This is a genomic window from Polynucleobacter sp. MWH-CaK5, from assembly GCF_018687615.1.
Lineage (GTDB): Bacteria > Pseudomonadota > Gammaproteobacteria > Burkholderiales > Burkholderiaceae > Polynucleobacter.
The window spans coordinates 870,379-890,151 of the sequence record NZ_CP061299.1; the positions used below are offsets into that span (position 1 = coordinate 870,379).

The following is a 19,773-nucleotide window of genomic DNA, read 5'->3' on the forward strand; positions in this document are numbered from 1 at the left end:
TTGTGAAGCTTAAGTTCTTATATTTTAAAAGGCGTATTTAAATATACCAGCGCAAAGTTGGTGCTGATCCTCTTTGGAACCAAACAATGGCATTTTGTTTGAAGTGACGGGCTAATTGATCCGCCTCACCAAGTTCAATTCCCACCACTAATAGGCTCTTTTCTATCCAAGCGCCCTTTGGATCTCCGCCTTGACCAAAGTAATAGGGTAGTTGCTTTTCCTGGATGAGAGTTTCTAACTCCTTCATCCGTGCTTCATTCTCTTTTTCATCAATGCGCTGCCCGTTTGGATTACTTGCTGTGATGAAACATGCAGATGATCTCTCATGCTTGGTCAATAGTTCTTCTATTTGTTGATTTGGTTCATCGATCTTAAAACTAACATCAAGATCTCCGCCTGACACGCTAGGGACCACAACTGAGTAGTGGGCCATTCGGTAGATTTCTTGGATATTCATCTTTTTTTACTTAGGCCAATATATTTTATTTAACATAATAATGATTATGCGAATAAATGATTAATATAACGGATTACTTGATTTGAGACTTATATGGCTTCTTGTATAGCTTGAGCCACCTTGATTTAAGCCCTGCAGCAATCTCAGTTTGATTGTGTTGTTCTGCAAAATCAATCGCAGTCATCTTCACGTTATTCATCTTGGATAAATCCGCATCACGATCAAGTAATAGCTTCACTACCTCAATATGTCCACCACGAGCAGCCATCATCAATGCCGTCGTACGGTTTGGGCTTTCTGGATCCACATAAGCGTTCTTATCCAACAAATAAGCCACGATCTTTAAATGACCATTGGTCGCTGCGTAATGCAACGCTGACCAACCAGGCTTATTGATCTCAACTTGGCGTTTTTCGACCAAATAACGGACTAGTTCCTCTGAACCAGTAAAAGCAGCCAACATAACGGGTGTTTCACCAGCTAAATTGGGTCTTTCTAGGTCAATCGACGGTGTATCAATTAGTAATTTGGCAACATCTAAGGACTTTTCAGTGATGGCAATGGTCAACGCTGAATTGCCTTTGTCATCCATGGCATTGGGGCTCATGCCGCTAGATAGAGCTTTTTTAACAGCTTTAACATCATTGAACTTCACATCACGCAAAAAGCTGTCTACTTGATATTGCTGTGCTTGCGGCAATGTAGCCCCAGGCGTTTGAGCATTAGCCAATGTACCGGATAATGAAATTAACGATAAAAAACAATACGTTGCAATATTTTTATACATTCAGGTTTAACTTTAAGTTTGGTTCAATCTATGTATTGAGGCCGTTATTTAGCAAGTTTAAATAGGGGCTTTGAAGAGTGTTTTGAAGTTATGAGTCGTTGCTTTGGCAAGCTCTTCCACGGTGACGCCCTTCAAGTTCGCCACGAACTCTGCCACATGAGATACCCAAGCTGGTTCATTTGTTTTACCTCTGTGTGGGATGGGTGCCAAATAAGGAGAATCTGTTTCGATCAAGATTCTCTCTAAAGGAACTTGTTTACATGTTTCTTGAAGATCTTTGGCACTCTTAAAAGTCACAATGCCTGAAAACGAGATATAAAACCCAAGCTCCATGGCTGCTTGTGCAACCTCCCAGCTTTCAGTAAAGCAATGCATGACCCCTGCTACTTTGCTGGCACCCTCTTCTTTCAGAATCTTGATGGTGTCTTCAGATGCAGAGCGGGTGTGAATGATCAAAGGCTTATTGACCTTCAAAGCAGCACGTATGTGCGTGCGAAAGCGCTCTCTTTGCCACTCCATCTCTTCATAGGTTTTGTCGCCCATGCGATAGTAATCAAGACCGGTTTCACCAATGGCCAAGATCTTCGGGTGTTGAGCCAATTCAACCAACTGCTCAACCGTTGGCTCTGGAGTGTCTTCGTAATCAGGATGGGTGCCAACCGTGGCGAATAAATGATCGTGAGCTTCGGCTAAAGCCAGGACATTCGGAAAGTCAGGCATGTCCACTGAGATGCACAAAGCATTTTGAACTTTAGCTTCTTTCATGCGTGCCAAAATATTCGGCAAGTCTTCCTTGAAGTCCGGAAAGTCTAGGTGGCAATGAGAATCAACAAACATAGATTGAGAGCTTCCAGTTAATCTTTAAATTAATCTTTAAATATTTCTTGATAACGAATCAAGAGTGCTTCTATTTGAACTCTATTAGCCAAAGCGTGCAGCTCATGGCGTCTGGCATTCAATAAAATCTTCCAATAATCGGACAGCTTATGACTTCTAGCGGTTTTAGAACAAAGTTCTAGTGATGAACGTCTGGATGGGTAATAACGTATTTGCCCTGCATTTTGCTGACTCATTAAATCAGCCGTCCAGCGCTCTAAAGTCACCAATAACTCAGACATGGGGGCTTTGTGAATTGCTTCTGCCGTTTGCAACCAATTGATTTGAGAGCCCTCGCCCAAAGCTTTGAGCAGTGGCTCAGCAATATCTTGTGCTGACTCCTCTGCTCCAGACAAACCTAATAAACGATCTCTGGCGTCCATGACTGCTCCACCCGCTTCACTCAATACTTTTTCAATCTCAGCTTGACTGGCTTTGATGCCTGCCGATGCCAACTCAGTTGCTAACCAAGGCAAAGATACTTCTGCTGAAGGTCTTCCTAAAGCCAGCAATCGACAACGAGAACGAATCGTTGGCATGATGCGATCCAAACGATCACTGACCAAGATGAACAATGTGCTCTCAGGCGGCTCCTCGAGAGTCTTTAATAAGGTATTGGCTGAAACAGAGTTCAATGTTTCAACTGGGTTGATCAGGACCACCCTTTGAATACCACGATGCGGTGAGGTTGTAATGCCCTCCAAAGCATCTCTTATTTGCTCTACTTTAATCACTGAGCTGGCTTTTTTATCCGCTTTCTCAGAATCGTCTTCTACCTTTTTCCTGCCTTTTTTGGGCTTTTCATCTAAACCATCGTCCCCTGCCATTTCTTCATGGGGCAATAAATGGGCTTGGCTCTCTGGAACAATCCCCAAAAAGTCAGGGTGATTGCCTGTATCAAACCAATGACAAGCTTCACACTGACAACAAGGTTTTATCCCTTGACTAGTTTCGCAGATCAAAGCTTTGGCCAAATGAAGGGCAAAGTCCATCTTGCCAATCCCGGTTTGTCCATGCAACAGGATGGTATGAGGCATGTTGGCCAGATTCAATTCAGACCAAGCTTGCTCAAACCATGGATGAAGGGATTGCTTCATAGGCAATGTTTATGCAGAGCGTTATAGTTAAAATTAATGATAAATATATCTATATTAATCATATATTTGAAATAGCTTCTTGAAGTATCTTCCAGATAACCTCTTTGCTTTGACTAGCATCAATCAAATGAAATCTTGCTGCATCATCTTGGGCGCGACGCAAGTATTCAAGTCTGACCTTCTCAAAAAAGTCGGTATTCAGTTGTTCAAACTTGTCTGGATCTCGCGCAGCACTGCGACGAGATTCTGCGGTTTGACTTGGCAGGTCAAATAAGAAAGTCAGATCTGGTTGCAAGACATAACGCTTCCCTGCCCCATCTCCAGAATCATTGTTAGCCAAACGCATCTGAACCCATACTTCCAACTCATAAAGTTTGGCCAAATCCAAGCCTCGGCCCCCACCTTGGTAGGCGAAACTGGCATCAGTAAATCTATCGGAAATCACAATCTTGCCCAGAGCCAAGGCAGGCTCAATCACAGTGGCCAAATGCTCTCTGCGGGCGGCAAACATTAACAAAGCCTCAGTTTCAAGATGCATGGGGTGATGCAAAAGAATCTCTCGCAGCTTCTCACCCAAAGCAGTACCGCCCGGCTCACGGGTCAGAACAATCTCATGCTTGGGGTATTTTTTGCCCAACTCATCAGCAAATGCCTGAATGTGCGTGCTTTTTCCGGCACCATCAATGCCTTCAAAGGAGATGAATAAGCCTGGCGCATTGTTGGAATGAGTGAAAAGAGACATGGATAAATTGGGTCTAGGCGTGAATATAGGTATTTTGGGGGATTACTTTTTTAACTGATACTTTCTAACAGCTTCATTATGCGCTACCAGGGTCTCTGAAAAAGCACTCCGGCCATCGCCCTTGGCAACAAAGTAAATGGCTTTTGAGCTACTTGGCTGAGCTGCGACTATTAAAGAGTTCTTGCCTGGCATTGCAATCGGGGTGGGCGGCAAACCATAGCGTGTATAAGAATTGTATGGGCCGTCTTTTAAGAGGTCTTTTTTTCTGAGGTTGCCATCAAAGGATGCGCCCAAGCCATAAATGATGGTGGGATCGGTTTGAAGCTTCATGCCTATTTTCATGCGGTTATTGAATACAGCTGACACCAAACCACGATCATCCGGGTGACCAGTCTCCTTTTCAATAATAGAGGCCAACTTCAAAAGATCATAAGGTGACTTGACGGGTGAGCCCTCATGGCGCTTGCTCCAAGCATCATTCAAATGATCCTGCATGGCTTTGTATGCCTTTTGGTAGATTGATGTATCGGTATCACCGGGCTCATATACATATGTATTTGGAAAAAACAAACCCTCAGGATGAGCTTCTTTGGCCTCAAGCTTGCTCAGCAGCTGTTTGCTTGACCAAGCCTTGGCTTCCTTTTTTAGTTCAGGCTGAGCATCAATGGCTGCCTTGAATTGCGCAAAGGTCCACCCTTCAACCAATGTCACGCCAAGTTTGACGCTATCTCCCTGAGCCATTTGAGCAAGGACAGAGGCCAAACTTGCGCCCTTGGGAAAGTCGTAAACGCCGGCCTTCAAATTTTTTGCAAAGAAAAATAATCTGGCGACCAATTGAACTCGCCAAACAGACACATCAAGACCTTGGGCGGCCATTTGATTGGCAACGCTGGTCACGTTTGATTTTGGATTAATTTTTACCCTGAGCACATTCTGAGGAATGTTTTGTGATGCAATCGATGGTTCTTTAGGGACCGCAGGCGCCATGAAAGCCACATAAGAAATCATGAGCACAAGGACCAAACCACCTATCAGGGTTAGCTTGAGTAAAAACTTAATAAAATTAGGTATATAAACAAAGTTCATAGAGCTATATGATAAAAGCTTATTGATGAAGACAACTAAAAAACCATAATATGGCGCATACCAGTAATAACAACTCAAATACCTGCTTCACACCACTCAAAGACTGGTCTTGTATCAGTGTGATTGGGTCTGATGCAGTCGATTTTTTACAAAATCAACTCACCAACAGTGTTAAATCCATAGCGAATACTCCAGCAGCTTCAATCGCTACCCCTCATCAACAAAATCGCTTTGCTGGTTACTGTTCTGCCAAGGGTCGTTTGATGGCTAGCTTTTGGATTACCCGCCAAGACACTTCTGTGGGCGGCGAGAATGTTGAAGCCACAGAATCACAGCCCGCTTTTTATTTATTCATATCAAAAGACTTGGCAGCTACTTTGGCCAAACGCTTGAGCATGTTTGTCTTGCGCTCCAAGGTCAAGGTACTTGATTTGACAGAATCAATGGATATCTATGGTTACGCTGCAGAAACGAATGAGTCCAGTGGTGCCAAGGATGAATTGGCAGCAATGGTTGCTATGCCAGGAGTCATCGCTGCTGAACTACCGCCCGTTAGCATCAACCAAGTACAAACCAAACGATACCTTTTGGCTGCACCAAAAAATCAAACCATGGGTGAGATCCAGGATTCAGCCTTACAAGCTTGGAATTGGCTAGAGATCCAAAGTGCCATTCCAAGAATCACTCAAGCAACCTTTGAGCAATTTGTGCCACAAATGATCAATATGGAATCTTTGAAGGGTATTGATTTTCAGAAAGGCTGTTACCCAGGTCAAGAAGTTGTGGCAAGAAGCCAGTACCGCGGCACGATCAAACGTCGCTTGCAGGTGGCTCATCTGAACCACTCTGAAGCGATTTTGCCGGGAGCTGAAATTTTCCACAGTGATGATCCATCTCAACCCTGCGGCATGGTTGTTTTGGCAGCGCTTCATCCTTTGGTCAATAACCGCATGGATGTTCAGGTGGAATGTAAATTAGAAGCCCTTCAATCTGGGTCTGTGCATTTAGGTTCAGCCACTGGTCCTGCATTGAGCTTCGCAGCATTGCCCTATCCTTTGATTGAAATATAAGTTAAAGCGATAGCATGTGTTTAGTTCTGACCTCATGGCAATCGCACCCAGACTACCCTTTGGTGGTTTTAGCCAATCGCGATGAGTTTTATGAACGAGCCACGGATGCCATGCATTGGTGGCAAGATCATCCTCATATTTTGGCTGGTCGAGATCTTGCTGATGTCAAAGGACAAGCTGGCACCTGGATGGGCTTCAGTAAAACGGGACGATTTGCGGCTCTCACCAATGTTCGAGCTCCCAGTGAAAAGAATCCAGATACTCCAACCCGCGGAGAAATAACCGCCAGCTTTTTAAAAAGTGATCAAACCCCAGCCCAGTTCATCTCATCTCAAGGTCCAAGCTTTGCTCGTTATAACGGCTTTAATTTGCTTGCAACTGATCTGTCAAAAGAAACACCCTCCTTGGTTTGGTTCAGTAACCGAGTGCAAATGGGTCAATCTTTGCGCCCCAGAAAAACCATGAACCCTCAAGCACTGACGCCTGGCATTTATGGTTTATCCAATGGCATGCTCGATATGCCTTGGCCAAAGGTTCAACACCGCGTGGGTGCCTTTGCTCAATTATTAGCGATGGATACAGGGCAATTTAAACGCGCTGAACACTATTTGCGCATGATGGAAGATATGACCCAAGCTCAGGATGAGTACTTGCCTCAAACCGGGGTTTCTTATGAATGGGAAAAAGTCCTATCTTCAGCCTTCATCAGAACCCCTAACTACGGCACACGATCCAGTTCATTGATTCGGGTGCGCAAAGATGGTCACTTTGAAGTGATAGAAAAGCGTTTTGATGCAGATAAAGAGATTGGCACTCAACAATTTGAGGGGCGCCTTGAAAACTTCCTAAGCGCCCGGGTTTAGTGACTCACACTAAATCAATGCCCTGCACCAACTGATAGCCGTATTTATAGAGCGCCTTGATGGTCACACCTTCAGCACCCGCTTCTGCCATCTTTTTACGTAATCGGACAATCTGAACTTCTAAAGTCGCTTTTGGCGTATTAGATGTATTGCTGCTGACTTGATTAAGTAACGATTCAAAATCTAAGCGTTGTTGATCTGCTTGAAGCAAGGCTAACAAAATGTCCAAATCGATCTTACTCAAAGAAACTGTTTGAGATCCTTTCAAAGTGGCGTTCTTTTCATTCAAGATCAAGTTGCCACCAAGATCTTTGTATCTCAAAATACGTTTAGACAAACTAGAGACTGCCGCCTGCAATTCAGTGATGGCAATCGGCTTGGGCAGATAAATATCAGCGCCCGCTTCATACCCTTGGATCTTATCCATCTCAGAAGATCTGGCAGTGATCATGATAATGAAGGTGTCTGGATAGCTTTCTTTGATTCTTTTGGCAATGCTCAGGCCATCTTCGCCAGGAAGATTTAAATCCAAAATCAATAGTTCAAAAATAGTCTTGCTCGATGCCGCATCAAGCTCATAAGCATCACGAAATCCTTGTGCAAGATAACCTTTCTCCAACAGGGCATCAAGCAACATTTCACGGAGTACATCGTGGTCTTCAACCACGGCGATATTTATTTTGGAAGACATAGAATGAATTTTACCCAACCACTCTTCGGTTGATAGGTGATTGAACCGTTCAACATCTCTGTTAAGGCCTTCACCAAATAAAGACCTAGACCAGAGCCACTTATGTGATGGGCGTTTGAACTGCGATAAAACTTATCAAAGACCACATCACTGGCAGGCATCCCGGCAATATTGGGCAAATTACTGATGGTCATGATGACTTGTTCGTCACTTTCTTTGAATTCAACAGAAATGACGCTTTCCTCTTTTGAATACTTCAAAGAGTTTTCGATTAGATTGCCCAGAATGATTTGAACTAAAAATGAATCCGACTGAATCTTCAGATCAGACGGCATATCTAACTCAAAACGATGGGCATTAACTCCCAATAATGATTGAACTAACTCACCGAGATTCACCTCTGTTTTTTGTATCTCATAAGATCCTTGATCCAAGCGACTCATTTGTACGGAGCGATCAATGATTTGATTTAAGTCGGTAATGGCTTTATTTGCATGCGATTCATAGCGATTGTTTTTCAAACCTGAATCAACTGCCAACTTGATGACCGCCAAAGGTGTTTTTAATTCATGAGACAACATGGCCATGAACTTCGACTGTCGTTCATTCTCTGCTCGCTGGGAGGCAATTTCTTGATTAGAAATCAAGGCACGCTTCTCTAATTCAATCAACTGTCTCTCTTGATAGCGCAAATCAGACACAAGCAAAATGAACATCAAAATTGAAAATGCAAAGCCATTGAGCAGACTGGCATACAGACTGATCTCAACGCCATTGATCAAGCCCAAAGGAGGTGCTACAGCAAATAAAATACTGAACACCAAAGCAGAGTAAACAAAAGCCACCGCCGGTCCATTTGGGATCTGTGGCTTCTTCACATAGATAAACAAAGCCACATAAGCAAAAATCAAGGTGCATGGCATCATCAAAAGTAAAGATGAAGACAATGCCAATTGACGGTCATAGAACAAATAAATCGCGTACAAAGATATATACAAGACAGTCACAAAATTGAAGGTGCGATTAATAATTTTTTGATTCAGTAAATTTTTCAGCAAACTGCGATGGAATAAAACACCCGTAAAAATATGAGTGATCACAAAAATGCCGAATAATAAGTCCATTGCCAAAGGATGATTCGGCAAAATGAAACGCGGCATATAGCCAGTGAATGAACTCACGTAAATCAATTCAGCAAATTCAAAAAGAGCAAACAGGCGCCAATGGATTTGCTTGCTCAACCAACCAATCGTGCTTGAAATCAACATCAAAATAATCAATGAGCCAAAATAAATGCCGAGCAAAGTGTCGCGCCGACCTTCCAGTTGAGAGAAATGCTTTTGTGTCACAACTTCCAAACTCATCAAACTGGTGCTGGTGGTTTGAAGTCTTAAGTAAATGTCATCCTCAGCCTGTGGGTGAAGATTAAAACTCAGGGCTGTGTTTTGGTTGTCTCTTTCAGCAAAAGGATAGCGATCGCCCGTGCTTGAAATCACCCACTGCTGCCCCACTCGTTGATACAGAGTCACTTCATCCAAATACGTTGGCAAAATGCGTAAGACCAAACCTTCTTGATCTTGTTTAGCTGCTTTCTTATAAGAGACTTTGATCCAAATGGGGTGCTTGGAATAGCCTTTGGCCAATAGGTGCTGAAATGGCTCAAAAGGTGATTGCGTGACCTGCTCGATCACTGCCTGACCTGAGTTATCAATCCAATGAGCCTGGCTCTGGATTAAATTGATCCCCTGATTGGCTGATGCATGCCAACTGATCAAGCCAAGCCATACCAGGGCAATGAATTTACTCAAACGCATTATTTTTCTTCTTTAGAAGCTCGTTTTGAAGGCAATTCTTTAAAGTACTTGAAGGTCGCACTGCCCATGCAGCAAATACGATCACGTTCATCGTAGAGCTTGGCTTCCACAAATGCCATGGTGGGTGTTGCATGAACTGTTTTGGCTGCTACTCTCACAATGCCCTGAGCAGCTTGCATGAAATTAGCTTTTAATTCGATGGTGACCACGCCGCGACCAGCCTCATCAGAAGCTCTAGCGGCGACAGCCATGCCAACATCCATCAAGGTCAACAAAACCCCGCCATGGGCCACTTCCCAACTATTGTTGTGCTCAGGCTTAAGAGATAAAACGACCTCGCCCTCACCTAGTTCTGCACGCAGACAGCGCACACCCAGTAGTTTTAAGAAGGGAACATCCAGTTCCACGCCCAGTTCTTTAAGTTGTTTTTGATCCATAGCCATATATTAATCGGGGTTATCACGGGCTTAAAGATCTTTTCTGCAAATAATTCAAAAGCTACCTAGAATGAGGTATTAGAAAAAATAACACTTATGCCCTTTCATTTACCTGCCAGTGACTCTTTAGCCCTGGTTCAAAACCTCCAACCGACCCCTATTCCAGACCCATATTGGGTTGGTTTCTCTGAGAGTGTTGCCAAGAGTCTTGGTATACATACCCAAGACGGTTTACCAAAGGATTCAGCTTGGCTTCAAGTTTTGGCCGGCAATCAGACGCAGGTTGGCGAGCATGCCTTTAGTCCCTATGCGACTGCCTACAGCGGTCATCAGTTTGGAGTTTGGGCTGGTCAATTGGGTGATGGTCGGGCAATTTACCTGGGCGATGTGAATGGCCAAGAGCTTCAGTTAAAGGGAGCAGGCAAAACAGCTTATTCAAGAATGGGGGATGGTCGAGCTGTCTTGCGCTCATCGATCCGAGAGTTTTTATGCAGTGAAGCCATGCATGCTTTGGGCGTACCAACCTCACGTGCTTTAGCAGTGGTTGGTTCAGACATGCCGGTGTTTCGTGAGACCAGAGAAACCGCCGCTGTTTGTGCACGAGTAGCTCCGAGCTTTTTACGCATTGGCCACATTGAACACTACGGCCAGAATCACATGCATGAAGAATTGCGCCTGACTCTCAATCATTTGATTGAGCATCACTACCCTGATTGCGCCAACAGTCCCACGCCCTATTTAAGCCTGCTTGAGCAGATAGCTTTACGGACCGCCCGCATGGTGGCCCAATGGCAATCCCTGGGCTTTTGCCATGGGGTTCTCAATACGGATAACACCAGTTTATTGGGTCTGACATTGGACTATGGTCCCTTTGGATTTTTAGATACTTTCCAGATAGATCACATTTGCAATCATTCTGATCATGGTGGTCGTTATGCCTATCACCGCCAAGCAGAAGTCTTGCATTGGAATCTATATTGTTTGGCCAGTGCCATGCTCGAGACCTTGCAAGAAGAGTTGCATTCTGCACTGGGCTTGGACCAAGAGGCGTCGATTGAAAAAATCAAAGACACCTTGGACCATTACAACCGCGAGTATGCCAACCATTGGCAAGGCTTGTTCAGACAAAAATTAGGTTTAAGCATTCAACATCAAGAGGATGTGGCTTTACTCGAAGAGCTCTTACAAGGGCTGCACCACAATCAACTCGATTACACCTTGTTCTTTAGAAATATTTCTGAAGGTCAAGATGTACCAAAGTCATTAGATGCATGGGCAAAGAAATACCAGGAGCGCTTGAGCCTTGAAAAGCAATCAGTGGACCAACGCTTAGAACAGATGTGCCGGATCAATCCCAAGTATGTCTTGCGCAATCATTTGGCGCAAAACGCGATTGAATTGGCACAAAAGAAAGATTTCTCTGAAGTGGCGCGTTTATTGAAGATTCTAGAAAATCCCTATGAATCTCAAGCAGTGTCTGAAGACTACGCCATGGGCCCACCTCCTGAATTAGCCCACGTGGCCATCAGTTGCTCTTCATAGGATCTTTAGCCGTTTTCCGCACATTACTTCTCTAACAATCACTCGTACAATCACTCGTACAATCAAACCATGAAGAAAACTGATCAAGAGTACCAGGCCACACTCAGTGATATTGAGTACCGCGTCACGCGCCAAGCAGCCACAGAACATCCTTTTACGGGTCGCTATTGGGATCATTGGGATGCTGGCAAGTATGACTGTGTGTGCTGCGGCACCCCTTTGTTTGCCTCAGATACCAAGTTTGATGCTGGTTGTGGTTGGCCTAGTTATTTTCAACCTCTAGAAGCAGAGGTGATTGCTGAACACAAGGACATGACGCATGGCATGATCCGCACGGAAGTGCGTTGTAAAAACTGTGATGCTCATTTAGGGCATGTGTTCGAGGACGGTCCTGCCCCAACTGGATTAAGGTACTGCATCAACTCAGCTTCGTTAAAATTCAAGGATGAGACTTGATCAGGTTTTTCTGACTCGTCGCACCTTTAAATGATTCTTAGAATTAATAGTTAAAAAGTGATTTATGAAATTTTTATTTGATTTACTGCCGGTTATTTTGTTTTTCGTCGCATTCAAGATGGCAGACATCTATGTGGCCACTGCTGTTGCCATCATTGCCACGATTGCTCAAATTGGTTGGTTAGGTCTGAAATATCGCAAAGTTGAACCCATGCAATGGGCCAGCTTAGGTTTGATTGTTGTCTTCGGTGGCTTGACTATTGGTTTGCAAGATAAGACTTTCATTCAATGGAAGCCAACTATTTTGTATTGGTTATTTGCTGTGGGCTTATGGGCCAGCGTGACCTTTTGGAATAAGAATTTGATTCAGGTCGCCATGGGCAAACAAATACGCTTCAAGCCTGAAGCTGATCAACAACTTTGGCCTCAATTGAATGTGGCTTGGAGTTTGTTCTTTTTGTTCATGGGTTTACTGAACTTATATGTTGCTTATCAATTTGATGAAGCCACTTGGGTGAACTTTAAGTTATTCGGCGGCATGGGTCTTTTGTTTGCCTTTGTAGTGGCCCAAGGCTTTTGGTTGAATAAGTTCATTGATCAAGAGGAAGCCTGAGCCATGGACACATCTAACTCTACAAGTCGCAATGGTCGTATCGATAAATATGAGGTGGCTCTCAAGCAAGCTCTGCCAATCGATTCATTAAAGATTGAAGATGAAAGCCATTTACACGCTGGTCATGTGGGCGCTCAAGGGGGTGCTGGACATTATCGTATCTTCATCAAGACCCCTGCTTTCAATGGTTTGACCCGGGTACAGCAACATCGCCTGGTGTATGATGCTTTATCGGCTTGGATGCCAGATGAGATCCATGCTTTGGCGATTGTGATTCAGTAGTTTTGTAGGGTTTATGCAGTAATTAATTGGCTTTTTAACTTATTCAGAATATCTAAAACATCATGAAGAAATTACTCCCAACTTTGGCCCTTTCAATGGCTGCCACCATGACCATCACTAGCGCTTTGAGCACCCCAGCTTTTGCACAAAATGCGGCTGTGGTTAATGGCAAAGCCATTCCAAAAGCAAAGTTAGATAAATTGATCACCAATTCTGGTCAAGGAACTAATCCAGAGCTACGTGAGCGTGCGCGCGATATGTTGATCACCCGTGAGTTGATCAATCAAGAGGCCATCAAACGTGGTTTGGTGACTAATGACAATATCCAAGAACAATTAGAGCAAGCTCGCTTGAATATCTTGGTGGGCGCAGTATTTGAAGATTACATCGCTCGTGATGGTGTGTCTGATGCAGAACTCAAAGCTTCTTATGAGCAAATCAAGACCCAATTTGAAGGCACTGAATACAAAGTCCGTCATATTTTGGTTGAAAAAGAAGCTGATGCCAAAGCGTTGATTGCGAAAATCAAAGCCGGTGAAAAGTTTGAAGATTTAGCCAAAGCCAGCTCTAAAGATCCTGGTTCCGCTGTGAATGGTGGCGACTTGGATTGGATGACGCCGCAAGCCTTAGTGCCTGAGTTTTCTAAAGCGATGGTGGCTTTACAAAAAGGCCAGATGACTGAGAAGCCTGTGAAGTCACAGTTTGGTTTCCATGTGATCCGTGTGGATGATGTGCGTCAAGCCAAAGTTCCTGATTTGGCTGAACTAAAGCCTCAATTGATTCAAATGATGAGTCAAGATCAAAACTGGCAACGCACCAAGTTTGATGAGATGCTTAAAAGACTTAAGTCCAAAGCAAGGATTCAGTAAATAAATAATCAGCGTCACAATTGTGACGCTGATTTACTTCTTATCGGTCTCAAAACTAGCATAGTTCGTTTTGCAAACTATCCTATTTCAGCGCGATTCAACATCCTCACGCTCAATCTGAGTAACCTCACCAGTGATTTCAGATTCAAGATCAACCAACTCGATAGACTTTGAGTTCACTGATTGTTCATGCTGGACCATAGCAGCTAGCGCTGTCAATCCCTTAATGAGTCGATTTTGGAAATTTGTGGCATATCGCGTGCTCTTATCCAAATCCATGACTTTCAACATCATCTCTGCCCTGATACCATCCACAATTGTTTGATAACGATCGGGGTCACTGCCCCACTTCAGGTAATAAATATAACTGTTATCAATTTCAGCAATCAAAGCCTTTAAATTGAGCAATGGTGTTGCCAGCTTATAACGCTGTCCTAAAGCATTGATAAAAATAGTCCCTGTAGGAGTCCCAGCTAAAACGTATTTATATAAATCTGGATACTCTTGAGAAACGTGAGCAGACAGTAATTCACGATAACTGTCAATGTATTGCTTTGCCTGACGATGAGCCTTGCTAATCAGTATCGCCTCTTCTTTGTGGTACTGACCTTCTTCATCCATGAAGTACCAATTCGGCACACTCATATATTCAACAGGAGAAAATCTTGCGCGCTTACAAAAATCGGCGGCAATGTCCAAGGATTGCATGACACCTTCAATTTGCATCCGTTCTGCGTACATCATTCGCTCCATGCCTATTTGACATTGTTCAATCGATCTTAATATCAACTGTCGACTGGGATCATAGGCATTCCACTGTTCAGTGAGTTGATCGAGTTGCTCTTGCTTCTCAGCTCGGTTCTCCCACGGCAAGAGACCTTTAGCAAAAATTGATGCTTTGCGCGCGTTCTGTGATGACTTACTCTTACCTTCTACAGTTTTTGGTCCAGTAGACTGACCTTTTTTCGTGTTCATATTGAACCTCCATCGTTAAAAGGTCCAATATAGGAATAATCCTTTTGATAGTACCCGGATTAAATCAAAACCCTAAAAATCGAGCCACGTCTTTCGTATATTCTGAGCATTCTTTTGCAATATGAACGATAAAAATCAAGGTTATCCTCAACATTGGCATAGCCTTCTGCTGTAAAAATAGCCTGAACCATTATGACAAATGGTGTTGGATTGAATCCTCGGTTATTGATTACTGGAAAATCAGAAAAACCAATTCGCCAAGCTCTGAATAAAGCACAAATAATCAAATATCTCAGAGGCTTTTCACTAGGACGACCCCTCGCTTTTTTTACCACCCTATAGGGCATCCATTGCTTCAGGATGGGGCAGAAATAATGATCGGGTCTTTTTTTTCTGTGGCGTCTTGCGATTCGAACAGCTCTGATGATGACTCGTTCAGCGTCATCTAGTTTGGTTTTGGGAAACCCAGCCGTTTTGAGAATAAAGCGAAGCTCAAACCTTTGTAAGAAGTCTGAAGTCATGATTATCTATTTCTTCCAGCGAACTCCAGCTTGTGAATCTGGTGAACCGATAAATTCAATGCCGGCATCTTCAAGAGTTTTTCTCAATAATTCAAGAGTTTTTGCTTGTGCATTTGGAACCCCATCTTCAGATTCTATTCGCATTAAAGTCGAAAACCCTACACCCGACTTTTCGGATAGCTCTTTTCCAGTCCACCTTAAAAGGGATCTTGCAGCTCTAATTTGATCACTTGTAATCAAGTAATTGTTACCTTATAATGAGTAATAGTTACTCAAATAAGAGTTTCTATTACTTAACTTGGAGAAAATAATGCTTAATAATCAAGATTTTGCACTGTTACGCGCTAAAAGTCTAGGTGGTTCCGACATAGGGGCAATATTGGGATTTAGCCGGTATCGGTCTGCAGTGGATGTATGGATGGAGAAAACTGGGCGAGTCAACAATGATGCTGACAGTTTGCCCTTGAGATTTGGTAGTTTCGCTGAGGAATTTGTTGCCAGTGAATATACTCGATCGACAGGCTTCAATCTGGTAAACCATCCAAAAGCACTGGTTCACCCAAAGTATGACTATATGCATGGTCACATTGATCGATTCATTAGTGAGAAACCCACCATCTATGATGAATCTGGCTCATTGATCGCAACACGCATTTTGGAATGTAAAACAGCTAATCCATTCACAGCCCATGAATGGGGTGACCTAGGATCAGACCAGGTACCGATGGCGTATTTAACTCAGTGTCTTTGGTACATGGCCATCACAGGCATTGAACAAACTGATTTAGCCGTATTGATGGGCAATACTGATTTTCGAATTTATGAAATTCATCGAGATCTTGAGCTTGAAGAAATGATCTTCGCACGCGCCAAAGATTTTTGGGAAGAGCATGTGCTTAAAGATATTGCCCCTCCCGCACAGCGCGAGTCAGACTTGAAATTATTATTTCCACAATCAAAACCTACCAAGACAGTTGAAGCAAAACACGGAACTTGCGAACTCCTTGCCAAATTAAAAACAATCCAGACTCAGGTGGAAACCTATGAGCAAGAGATCAATCAAATCAAACTGAGCATCATGGCTCAAATGAAAGACGCTGAGGTTTTGACCCACCAAGGACAGGTAGTGGCCACGTGGAAGAGTCCAAAACCTTCCATGAAAATCGACACTAAAAAATTAGCTGAAGATCATCCAGACATCATTGCACCCTATCATGTTCAAGTTGCAAATAGTCGGCGCTTTGTCATCAAAAACCAATGAGAGGCCAAGTTATTAATATGCATACATTACAAAAAAACATTGAGAGAACTTCAAAGCAATTGAATATTGACGCCGATGAGCTGCAATTGTGGCTGGACCAGCACATGGGACTCACACCATATACCCAAGTCCAACTTTTACGCATGGCGGCCAAGTATCAACTCGACCCCCTCTCTGATGAGATCGGATTGATGGATACGATCGAAGGGCATCAAGTCTTCATCACAATTGATGGCTGGATCAAGATCATTAACGAGCATGAACACTATGCGGGCATGAGTCTTAGAGAATCAACGACAGTCAGTCATGAAGTTCCAGAATGGATGGAGTGCACCATCTATCGTAATGACAGAATCCTTCCAATAGTGATCAAAGAATACTTAGAGGAAGTCTTGACCGATCACCCTTCTTGGCAAAAAATGCCACGTCGCATGTTAAGACATCGAGTGATTCAACAATGTGCAAGAGTTGCTTTTGGAATAAGCCTATCTGATCCTGTAGAACATAAGAAGTCATCGGCTCATAATCTTTCTGAGAAAATTCATTGCTCAACGAAATTTAGAGGAGAATCACAGTCTAGATCTGCAGTATTAAAGGAGCGGTTGAGTCAAAAATCTAGTGGTGAATCTCATGTCGAACTTGAATCTAAAAATTCGTACTCGTCTAAACCAAGATAGCGCCCTACTTTTTTTGCCACTTGAACTTTATGATGAGCTGAAAAGAAGTTAGAGGTTTCGCCATTTTCTAATTGAATGATATGTTTAGCGACCAAGGCGCACTCTTTTGCTAACTCAGCTTCTGTGAGGTTTTTATCAGTCCTGGCTTTTTTTAAATTATCACCATTGATGATTGGTAATGGCTGAGTATGTTGTGGCAAGAGCATTTTTATTTTTTGAATGGGTATTTAATTTGACTCAATAAATCTTTGGCCTCAGTGACTTCTTGAATCTCGCCTGTGTTTTCAATTTTCTTGACCATGAGGCCCAAAATTTCAGCTCCATGCTCAATGCCTAATAGGCCATAGTGAATGTCGCCTTTGACTCTCGATGTTTCATGGAGTTCGCATTTTTCGCGGGCATAGATATTGCCATCGACTTGTCCATTAACCAGAACTCGATGAGCTCTCACATCGCCATGAACCAAACCTGTATGGCCAATGGCAACAGTGACTTGATTGTCCAGAGATGATTCAATCGAGCCTTCGATCGTGCCATCTAATCGAATGCTTTTATTGACCACCATACGACCTTCAATTCTGGTGGCGGCGCCAATCAATGTATCAAAGGACTCTAAAGAGTCCGATGAATTCATTTTTTTAGTTTTATTGAATAGCCCCAAAACGTGTCCTCGATACCATCATATTGAATGAAGTATCAACAATGTAGGGCTTTGTAGGCTTATTGGCAATTAGCCATAGAGTCAATTAAATCAATAACTTATGATGCTAAGCAGCAAGCTTATAAGACTTATAAATAGTTACTTGCCTTTAGCGGGCACACTCACAAAAGACATCTTGGTCACACCATTGGCTTGGGCAATGGCCATGATTTCAGCTACACGGCCATAAGGAACTGCTTTATCAGCACTCACCTGCAATTGAAACTGGGGTGTCGAGGATTGTTGCTTGAGCTCTGAAGCCAATTGTTGATCGTTGATGGCATTACCCTGAAAAGTCAGCTGCCCACTGGCTTCAACCACCAGTTGTGCATTTTTGGCTTGGTCTTGCTGAGCGACCGCTTGTGTTTTTGGCAGATTGACCTTCATGGATTGCGGCACGATCATCGGCGCCGTAACAATGAAAATCACCAACAATACCAACATCACATCCACCAAGGGCGTGACATTAAGCTCTGCCATCATTCCGTCATCAGATCCACTTTTTGATTGCATGGCGCTCTCTTTTATTTATTCGACTGATGAAATTCACGGGAGGCCAAACGCAAGAAGTCTTCGGTGAAGCCATCAAGCTCGGTGACCCAGATCTTCATTTTGCGCAGGAAGTAGTTATAGAAGACAACGGCTGGTAAAGCTGCCGCAATACCAATGGCTGTGGCAATCAAAGCTTCACCAATCGGACCTGCCACTACATCGATACTGGCTTGACCGCTGGCACTGATGCTTTGCATGGCGTCCATGATGCCCCAAACGGTTCCGAACAAGCCAATGAATGGCGCGGTTGAACCAATCGAGGCCAGTTCAGCCAAGCCCTTTTCATGACGACGCAGGATTTTCTGAATTTCTTGTCTCATGGGGCGCTCAAGCACTTCATGGATTTCTCCAGCGAACTTTAGGCTGCCTGGATTTCTCTGATATTCAGCAAACTGCTCAAAGCCAGCCATGGCGAGCCCTGCCACATCGCCTTTTGCATCGCTTGCAATGGATTGGCCCTTCTCCCAACTATCAGCGTTCCAGAAAGTTTGGCTGAACTCTTGGGTCTCCGCGGCAACCTTTTTCAAGAGTTTGAGCTTCAGAATTGCAATTGACCAAGTAGCAATCGACAAGACAATCAAAACAACTAAAACCGAATGAACGATCAATGAATCCATGGTGCTCTTTCTTTATTGATTAATTTCTATACTTGATAATTTATTTATAAATACTTTAACGATTTTTTAGACTAAATGTAATAGGTATTCTCACGGCTTGGGTGATGATCACGCCGTCTTTTCTAGCGGGCGTGAACCTCCACTGCCTTACAGTTGTTAAGGCTGATTGATCTAGCATGTCATTTCCACTACTTTCCGAAATCCTCACTTGCCCTGCTCGTCCATCAGGCAGAACTTCAGCGATCAGAATGACCTTGCCTTCAATTCTGGTTCTAAAAGCTAATGGCGGATATGGTGGCTTGGGGTTTTGAAGATAAGCCGCTTTGTAGTCAGCATCAGCTGTTGGAGCAGAAGCCACACCACCAGAACTCGGCGCTGCCGGCTGAGCACTTGATTGTGGAGCTTGAGCTTGCACTGGTATAGCGGGCGCATCTATATCTTTTGTAGGTGGCGGTGTTTTTTCTTTTGGAGTTTCTTTTTGAGTTGGCGCAGGCGTAGGTTTTGCTTGACTGACTGGACCACTGGATGCTGGTGGCGCAGCCCCTATTTCAATGGTGATATCAGGTCGTTTATTGAATTTGAAATCGGGCAATCCAAAAGTAATCAAAAGGAAAATGATCACATGTATGGAAATTACAAATCCTAAAACTCGATAGGATACCTTTTTAGGTAAAGCAGAGAAATCGGGCTCACCACCAGATTTCAATGGCCCTGATTGCTTGGATGATATGAGTGAGGGCATCTAAATTTTTATGCAATTATTTTTAATTGACCATGAGTTAATACCA

Annotated in this window: 26 protein-coding genes; 9 read left to right on the forward strand and 17 right to left on the reverse strand. The window is 43.5% G+C overall.

Features of this window, described 5'->3' with window-relative positions; all coding sequences use genetic code 11:
• Window positions 1-37 precede the first annotated feature (37 nt).
• From GQ367_RS04425 to mltG, 6 genes are all read right to left on the reverse strand, one after another.
• A complete protein-coding gene (locus tag GQ367_RS04425; protein WP_215289353.1) occupies window positions 38-457 on the reverse strand; it encodes a DUF3293 domain-containing protein in 420 nt (139 codons plus the stop codon).
• Window positions 458-530: 73 nt separating this feature from the next.
• Window positions 531-1,244: an ankyrin repeat domain-containing protein gene (locus tag GQ367_RS04430; protein WP_215289355.1), complete on the reverse strand. Its 714-nt coding sequence runs from the start codon at window positions 1,242-1,244 to the stop codon at window positions 531-533.
• Between the two features lie 57 nt (window positions 1,245-1,301).
• Complete coding sequence (locus tag GQ367_RS04435) at window positions 1,302-2,081, reverse strand: TatD family hydrolase (RefSeq protein WP_215289357.1); 780 nt, start codon at window positions 2,079-2,081, stop codon at window positions 1,302-1,304.
• A 29-nt stretch (window positions 2,082-2,110) separates the two neighbouring features.
• Window positions 2,111-3,217: a DNA polymerase III subunit delta' gene (holB, locus tag GQ367_RS04440; protein ID WP_215289358.1), complete on the reverse strand. Its 1,107-nt coding sequence runs from the start codon at window positions 3,215-3,217 to the stop codon at window positions 2,111-2,113.
• A 58-nt stretch (window positions 3,218-3,275) separates the two neighbouring features.
• Complete coding sequence (tmk, locus tag GQ367_RS04445) at window positions 3,276-3,959, reverse strand: dTMP kinase (RefSeq protein ID WP_215289361.1); 684 nt, start codon at window positions 3,957-3,959, stop codon at window positions 3,276-3,278.
• Between the two features lie 42 nt (window positions 3,960-4,001).
• A complete protein-coding gene (gene mltG, locus GQ367_RS04450; protein ID WP_215289363.1) occupies window positions 4,002-5,045 on the reverse strand; it encodes an endolytic transglycosylase MltG in 1,044 nt (347 codons plus the stop codon).
• Between the two features lie 50 nt (window positions 5,046-5,095).
• On the opposite strand from mltG, the gene GQ367_RS04455 reads away from it, so the two are divergent.
• Window positions 5,096-6,115 (forward strand): folate-binding protein YgfZ, encoded by a 1,020-nt coding sequence (locus GQ367_RS04455; RefSeq protein WP_215289365.1) that lies wholly within the window; start codon window positions 5,096-5,098, stop codon window positions 6,113-6,115.
• A gap of 14 nt (window positions 6,116-6,129) precedes the next feature.
• Window positions 6,130-6,978: an NRDE family protein gene (locus GQ367_RS04460; protein WP_215289367.1), complete on the forward strand. Its 849-nt coding sequence runs from the start codon at window positions 6,130-6,132 to the stop codon at window positions 6,976-6,978.
• A gap of 4 nt (window positions 6,979-6,982) precedes the next feature.
• Here GQ367_RS04460 and GQ367_RS04465 read toward each other — a convergent pair whose 3' ends face one another.
• Genes GQ367_RS04465 through GQ367_RS04475 form a run of 3 tightly spaced genes read right to left on the reverse strand, consistent with a single transcriptional unit; the run spans window position 6,983 to window position 9,926 of the window.
• Window positions 6,983-7,669 carry a response regulator transcription factor gene (locus GQ367_RS04465; RefSeq protein ID WP_215289369.1) on the reverse strand — a complete coding sequence of 229 codons (687 nt, stop codon included), beginning with the start codon at window positions 7,667-7,669 and terminating at the stop codon, window positions 6,983-6,985.
• Window positions 7,654-9,483 carry a 7TM-DISM domain-containing protein gene (locus tag GQ367_RS04470; protein ID WP_215289372.1) on the reverse strand — a complete coding sequence of 610 codons (1,830 nt, stop codon included), beginning with the start codon at window positions 9,481-9,483 and terminating at the stop codon, window positions 7,654-7,656. Before GQ367_RS04470 ends, GQ367_RS04465 begins: the two co-directional genes overlap by 16 nt.
• Window positions 9,483-9,926: a PaaI family thioesterase gene (locus tag GQ367_RS04475; protein WP_251370123.1), complete on the reverse strand. Its 444-nt coding sequence runs from the start codon at window positions 9,924-9,926 to the stop codon at window positions 9,483-9,485. The genes GQ367_RS04470 and GQ367_RS04475 overlap by 1 nt, the downstream gene beginning before the upstream one ends.
• Window positions 9,927-10,016: 90 nt before the next feature.
• Between GQ367_RS04475 and GQ367_RS04480 the strand changes: the two genes are divergently transcribed.
• From GQ367_RS04480 to GQ367_RS04500, 5 genes are all read left to right on the forward strand, one after another.
• The gene (locus GQ367_RS04480; RefSeq protein ID WP_215289374.1) at window positions 10,017-11,462 is read left to right on the forward strand and encodes a YdiU family protein; all 1,446 of its coding nucleotides are present in this window, start codon (window positions 10,017-10,019) and stop codon (window positions 11,460-11,462) included.
• Window positions 11,463-11,531: 69 nt separating this feature from the next.
• Window positions 11,532-11,918, forward strand: a complete 387-nt coding sequence (gene msrB / locus GQ367_RS04485) for a peptide-methionine (R)-S-oxide reductase MsrB (RefSeq protein ID WP_215289376.1) — start codon at window positions 11,532-11,534, stop codon at window positions 11,916-11,918.
• Window positions 11,919-11,982: 64 nt separating this feature from the next.
• On the forward strand, window positions 11,983-12,531 hold the full coding sequence (locus GQ367_RS04490) for a septation protein A (protein ID WP_215289378.1): 549 nt from the start codon (window positions 11,983-11,985) through the stop codon (window positions 12,529-12,531).
• A 3-nt stretch (window positions 12,532-12,534) separates the two neighbouring features.
• The gene (locus tag GQ367_RS04495) at window positions 12,535-12,813 is read left to right on the forward strand and encodes a BolA family transcriptional regulator (RefSeq protein WP_215289380.1); all 279 of its coding nucleotides are present in this window, start codon (window positions 12,535-12,537) and stop codon (window positions 12,811-12,813) included.
• Window positions 12,814-12,875: 62 nt separating this feature from the next.
• Window positions 12,876-13,682 (forward strand): peptidylprolyl isomerase, encoded by an 807-nt coding sequence (locus tag GQ367_RS04500; RefSeq protein ID WP_215289382.1) that lies wholly within the window; start codon window positions 12,876-12,878, stop codon window positions 13,680-13,682.
• A gap of 87 nt (window positions 13,683-13,769) precedes the next feature.
• Here GQ367_RS04500 and GQ367_RS04505 read toward each other — a convergent pair whose 3' ends face one another.
• From GQ367_RS04505 to GQ367_RS04515, 3 genes are read right to left on the reverse strand one after another with little or no spacing between them, the layout of a single operon-like run.
• Window positions 13,770-14,657, reverse strand: a complete 888-nt coding sequence (locus GQ367_RS04505; RefSeq protein WP_215289384.1) for a hypothetical protein — start codon at window positions 14,655-14,657, stop codon at window positions 13,770-13,772.
• 59 nt (window positions 14,658-14,716) lie between these two features.
• Window positions 14,717-15,178 carry a hypothetical protein gene (locus tag GQ367_RS04510; RefSeq protein ID WP_215289386.1) on the reverse strand — a complete coding sequence of 154 codons (462 nt, stop codon included), beginning with the start codon at window positions 15,176-15,178 and terminating at the stop codon, window positions 14,717-14,719.
• A gap of 6 nt (window positions 15,179-15,184) precedes the next feature.
• Complete coding sequence (locus GQ367_RS04515) at window positions 15,185-15,322, reverse strand: hypothetical protein (protein WP_215289388.1); 138 nt, start codon at window positions 15,320-15,322, stop codon at window positions 15,185-15,187.
• A gap of 166 nt (window positions 15,323-15,488) precedes the next feature.
• Between GQ367_RS04515 and GQ367_RS04520 the strand changes: the two genes are divergently transcribed.
• The gene (locus GQ367_RS04520) at window positions 15,489-16,439 is read left to right on the forward strand and encodes a YqaJ viral recombinase family protein (RefSeq protein WP_215289390.1); all 951 of its coding nucleotides are present in this window, start codon (window positions 15,489-15,491) and stop codon (window positions 16,437-16,439) included.
• Window positions 16,440-16,456: 17 nt separating this feature from the next.
• Window positions 16,457-17,116, forward strand: a complete 660-nt coding sequence (locus GQ367_RS04525; RefSeq protein ID WP_215289392.1) for a recombinase RecT — start codon at window positions 16,457-16,459, stop codon at window positions 17,114-17,116.
• Here GQ367_RS04525 and GQ367_RS04530 read toward each other — a convergent pair.
• From GQ367_RS04530 to GQ367_RS04550, 5 genes are all read right to left on the reverse strand, one after another.
• Window positions 17,068-17,316 carry a RodZ family helix-turn-helix domain-containing protein gene (locus GQ367_RS04530; protein WP_215289394.1) on the reverse strand — a complete coding sequence of 83 codons (249 nt, stop codon included), beginning with the start codon at window positions 17,314-17,316 and terminating at the stop codon, window positions 17,068-17,070. The genes GQ367_RS04525 and GQ367_RS04530 overlap by 49 nt on opposite strands.
• 8 nt (window positions 17,317-17,324) lie before the next feature.
• On the reverse strand, window positions 17,325-17,750 hold the full coding sequence (locus GQ367_RS04535) for a polymer-forming cytoskeletal protein (RefSeq protein WP_215289395.1): 426 nt from the start codon (window positions 17,748-17,750) through the stop codon (window positions 17,325-17,327).
• Window positions 17,751-17,915: 165 nt separating this feature from the next.
• A complete protein-coding gene (locus GQ367_RS04540; protein WP_215289396.1) occupies window positions 17,916-18,329 on the reverse strand; it encodes a biopolymer transporter ExbD in 414 nt (137 codons plus the stop codon).
• 11 nt (window positions 18,330-18,340) lie between these two features.
• Window positions 18,341-18,985, reverse strand: coding sequence for a MotA/TolQ/ExbB proton channel family protein (locus GQ367_RS04545; RefSeq protein WP_215289398.1), 645 nt, complete (start codon window positions 18,983-18,985; stop codon window positions 18,341-18,343).
• Window positions 18,986-19,040: 55 nt separating this feature from the next.
• A complete protein-coding gene (locus GQ367_RS04550; protein ID WP_215289399.1) occupies window positions 19,041-19,727 on the reverse strand; it encodes an energy transducer TonB in 687 nt (228 codons plus the stop codon).
• Window positions 19,728-19,773 lie beyond the last annotated feature (46 nt).

What these genes read in the sequence shown, in the direction of transcription:
- GQ367_RS04425 (WP_215289353.1), bottom strand. Translation starts at nt 457, where the DNA reads ATGAATATCCAAGAAATCTACCGAATGGCCCACTACTCAGTTGTGGTC.
- GQ367_RS04430 (WP_215289355.1), bottom strand. Translation starts at nt 1,244, where the DNA reads ATGTATAAAAATATTGCAACGTATTGTTTTTTATCGTTAATTTCATTA.
- GQ367_RS04435 (WP_215289357.1), bottom strand. Translation starts at nt 2,081, where the DNA reads ATGTTTGTTGATTCTCATTGCCACCTAGACTTTCCGGACTTCAAGGAA.
- holB (WP_215289358.1), bottom strand. Translation starts at nt 3,217, where the DNA reads ATGAAGCAATCCCTTCATCCATGGTTTGAGCAAGCTTGGTCTGAATTG.
- tmk (WP_215289361.1), bottom strand. Translation starts at nt 3,959, where the DNA reads ATGTCTCTTTTCACTCATTCCAACAATGCGCCAGGCTTATTCATCTCC.
- mltG (WP_215289363.1), bottom strand. Translation starts at nt 5,045, where the DNA reads ATGAACTTTGTTTATATACCTAATTTTATTAAGTTTTTACTCAAGCTA.
- GQ367_RS04455 (WP_215289365.1), top strand. Translation starts at nt 5,096, where the DNA reads ATGGCGCATACCAGTAATAACAACTCAAATACCTGCTTCACACCACTC.
- GQ367_RS04460 (WP_215289367.1), top strand. Translation starts at nt 6,130, where the DNA reads ATGTGTTTAGTTCTGACCTCATGGCAATCGCACCCAGACTACCCTTTG.
- GQ367_RS04465 (WP_215289369.1), bottom strand. Translation starts at nt 7,669, where the DNA reads ATGTCTTCCAAAATAAATATCGCCGTGGTTGAAGACCACGATGTACTC.
- GQ367_RS04470 (WP_215289372.1), bottom strand. Translation starts at nt 9,483, where the DNA reads ATGCGTTTGAGTAAATTCATTGCCCTGGTATGGCTTGGCTTGATCAGT.
- GQ367_RS04475 (WP_251370123.1), bottom strand. Translation starts at nt 9,926, where the DNA reads ATGGCTATGGATCAAAAACAACTTAAAGAACTGGGCGTGGAACTGGAT.
- GQ367_RS04480 (WP_215289374.1), top strand. Translation starts at nt 10,017, where the DNA reads ATGCCCTTTCATTTACCTGCCAGTGACTCTTTAGCCCTGGTTCAAAAC.
- msrB (WP_215289376.1), top strand. Translation starts at nt 11,532, where the DNA reads ATGAAGAAAACTGATCAAGAGTACCAGGCCACACTCAGTGATATTGAG.
- GQ367_RS04490 (WP_215289378.1), top strand. Translation starts at nt 11,983, where the DNA reads ATGAAATTTTTATTTGATTTACTGCCGGTTATTTTGTTTTTCGTCGCA.
- GQ367_RS04495 (WP_215289380.1), top strand. Translation starts at nt 12,535, where the DNA reads ATGGACACATCTAACTCTACAAGTCGCAATGGTCGTATCGATAAATAT.
- GQ367_RS04500 (WP_215289382.1), top strand. Translation starts at nt 12,876, where the DNA reads ATGAAGAAATTACTCCCAACTTTGGCCCTTTCAATGGCTGCCACCATG.
- GQ367_RS04505 (WP_215289384.1), bottom strand. Translation starts at nt 14,657, where the DNA reads ATGAACACGAAAAAAGGTCAGTCTACTGGACCAAAAACTGTAGAAGGT.
- GQ367_RS04510 (WP_215289386.1), bottom strand. Translation starts at nt 15,178, where the DNA reads ATGACTTCAGACTTCTTACAAAGGTTTGAGCTTCGCTTTATTCTCAAA.
- GQ367_RS04515 (WP_215289388.1), bottom strand. Translation starts at nt 15,322, where the DNA reads ATGCGAATAGAATCTGAAGATGGGGTTCCAAATGCACAAGCAAAAACT.
- GQ367_RS04520 (WP_215289390.1), top strand. Translation starts at nt 15,489, where the DNA reads ATGCTTAATAATCAAGATTTTGCACTGTTACGCGCTAAAAGTCTAGGT.
- GQ367_RS04525 (WP_215289392.1), top strand. Translation starts at nt 16,457, where the DNA reads ATGCATACATTACAAAAAAACATTGAGAGAACTTCAAAGCAATTGAAT.
- GQ367_RS04535 (WP_215289395.1), bottom strand. Translation starts at nt 17,750, where the DNA reads ATGAATTCATCGGACTCTTTAGAGTCCTTTGATACATTGATTGGCGCC.
- GQ367_RS04540 (WP_215289396.1), bottom strand. Translation starts at nt 18,329, where the DNA reads ATGCAATCAAAAAGTGGATCTGATGACGGAATGATGGCAGAGCTTAAT.
- GQ367_RS04545 (WP_215289398.1), bottom strand. Translation starts at nt 18,985, where the DNA reads ATGGATTCATTGATCGTTCATTCGGTTTTAGTTGTTTTGATTGTCTTG.
- GQ367_RS04550 (WP_215289399.1), bottom strand. Translation starts at nt 19,727, where the DNA reads ATGCCCTCACTCATATCATCCAAGCAATCAGGGCCATTGAAATCTGGT.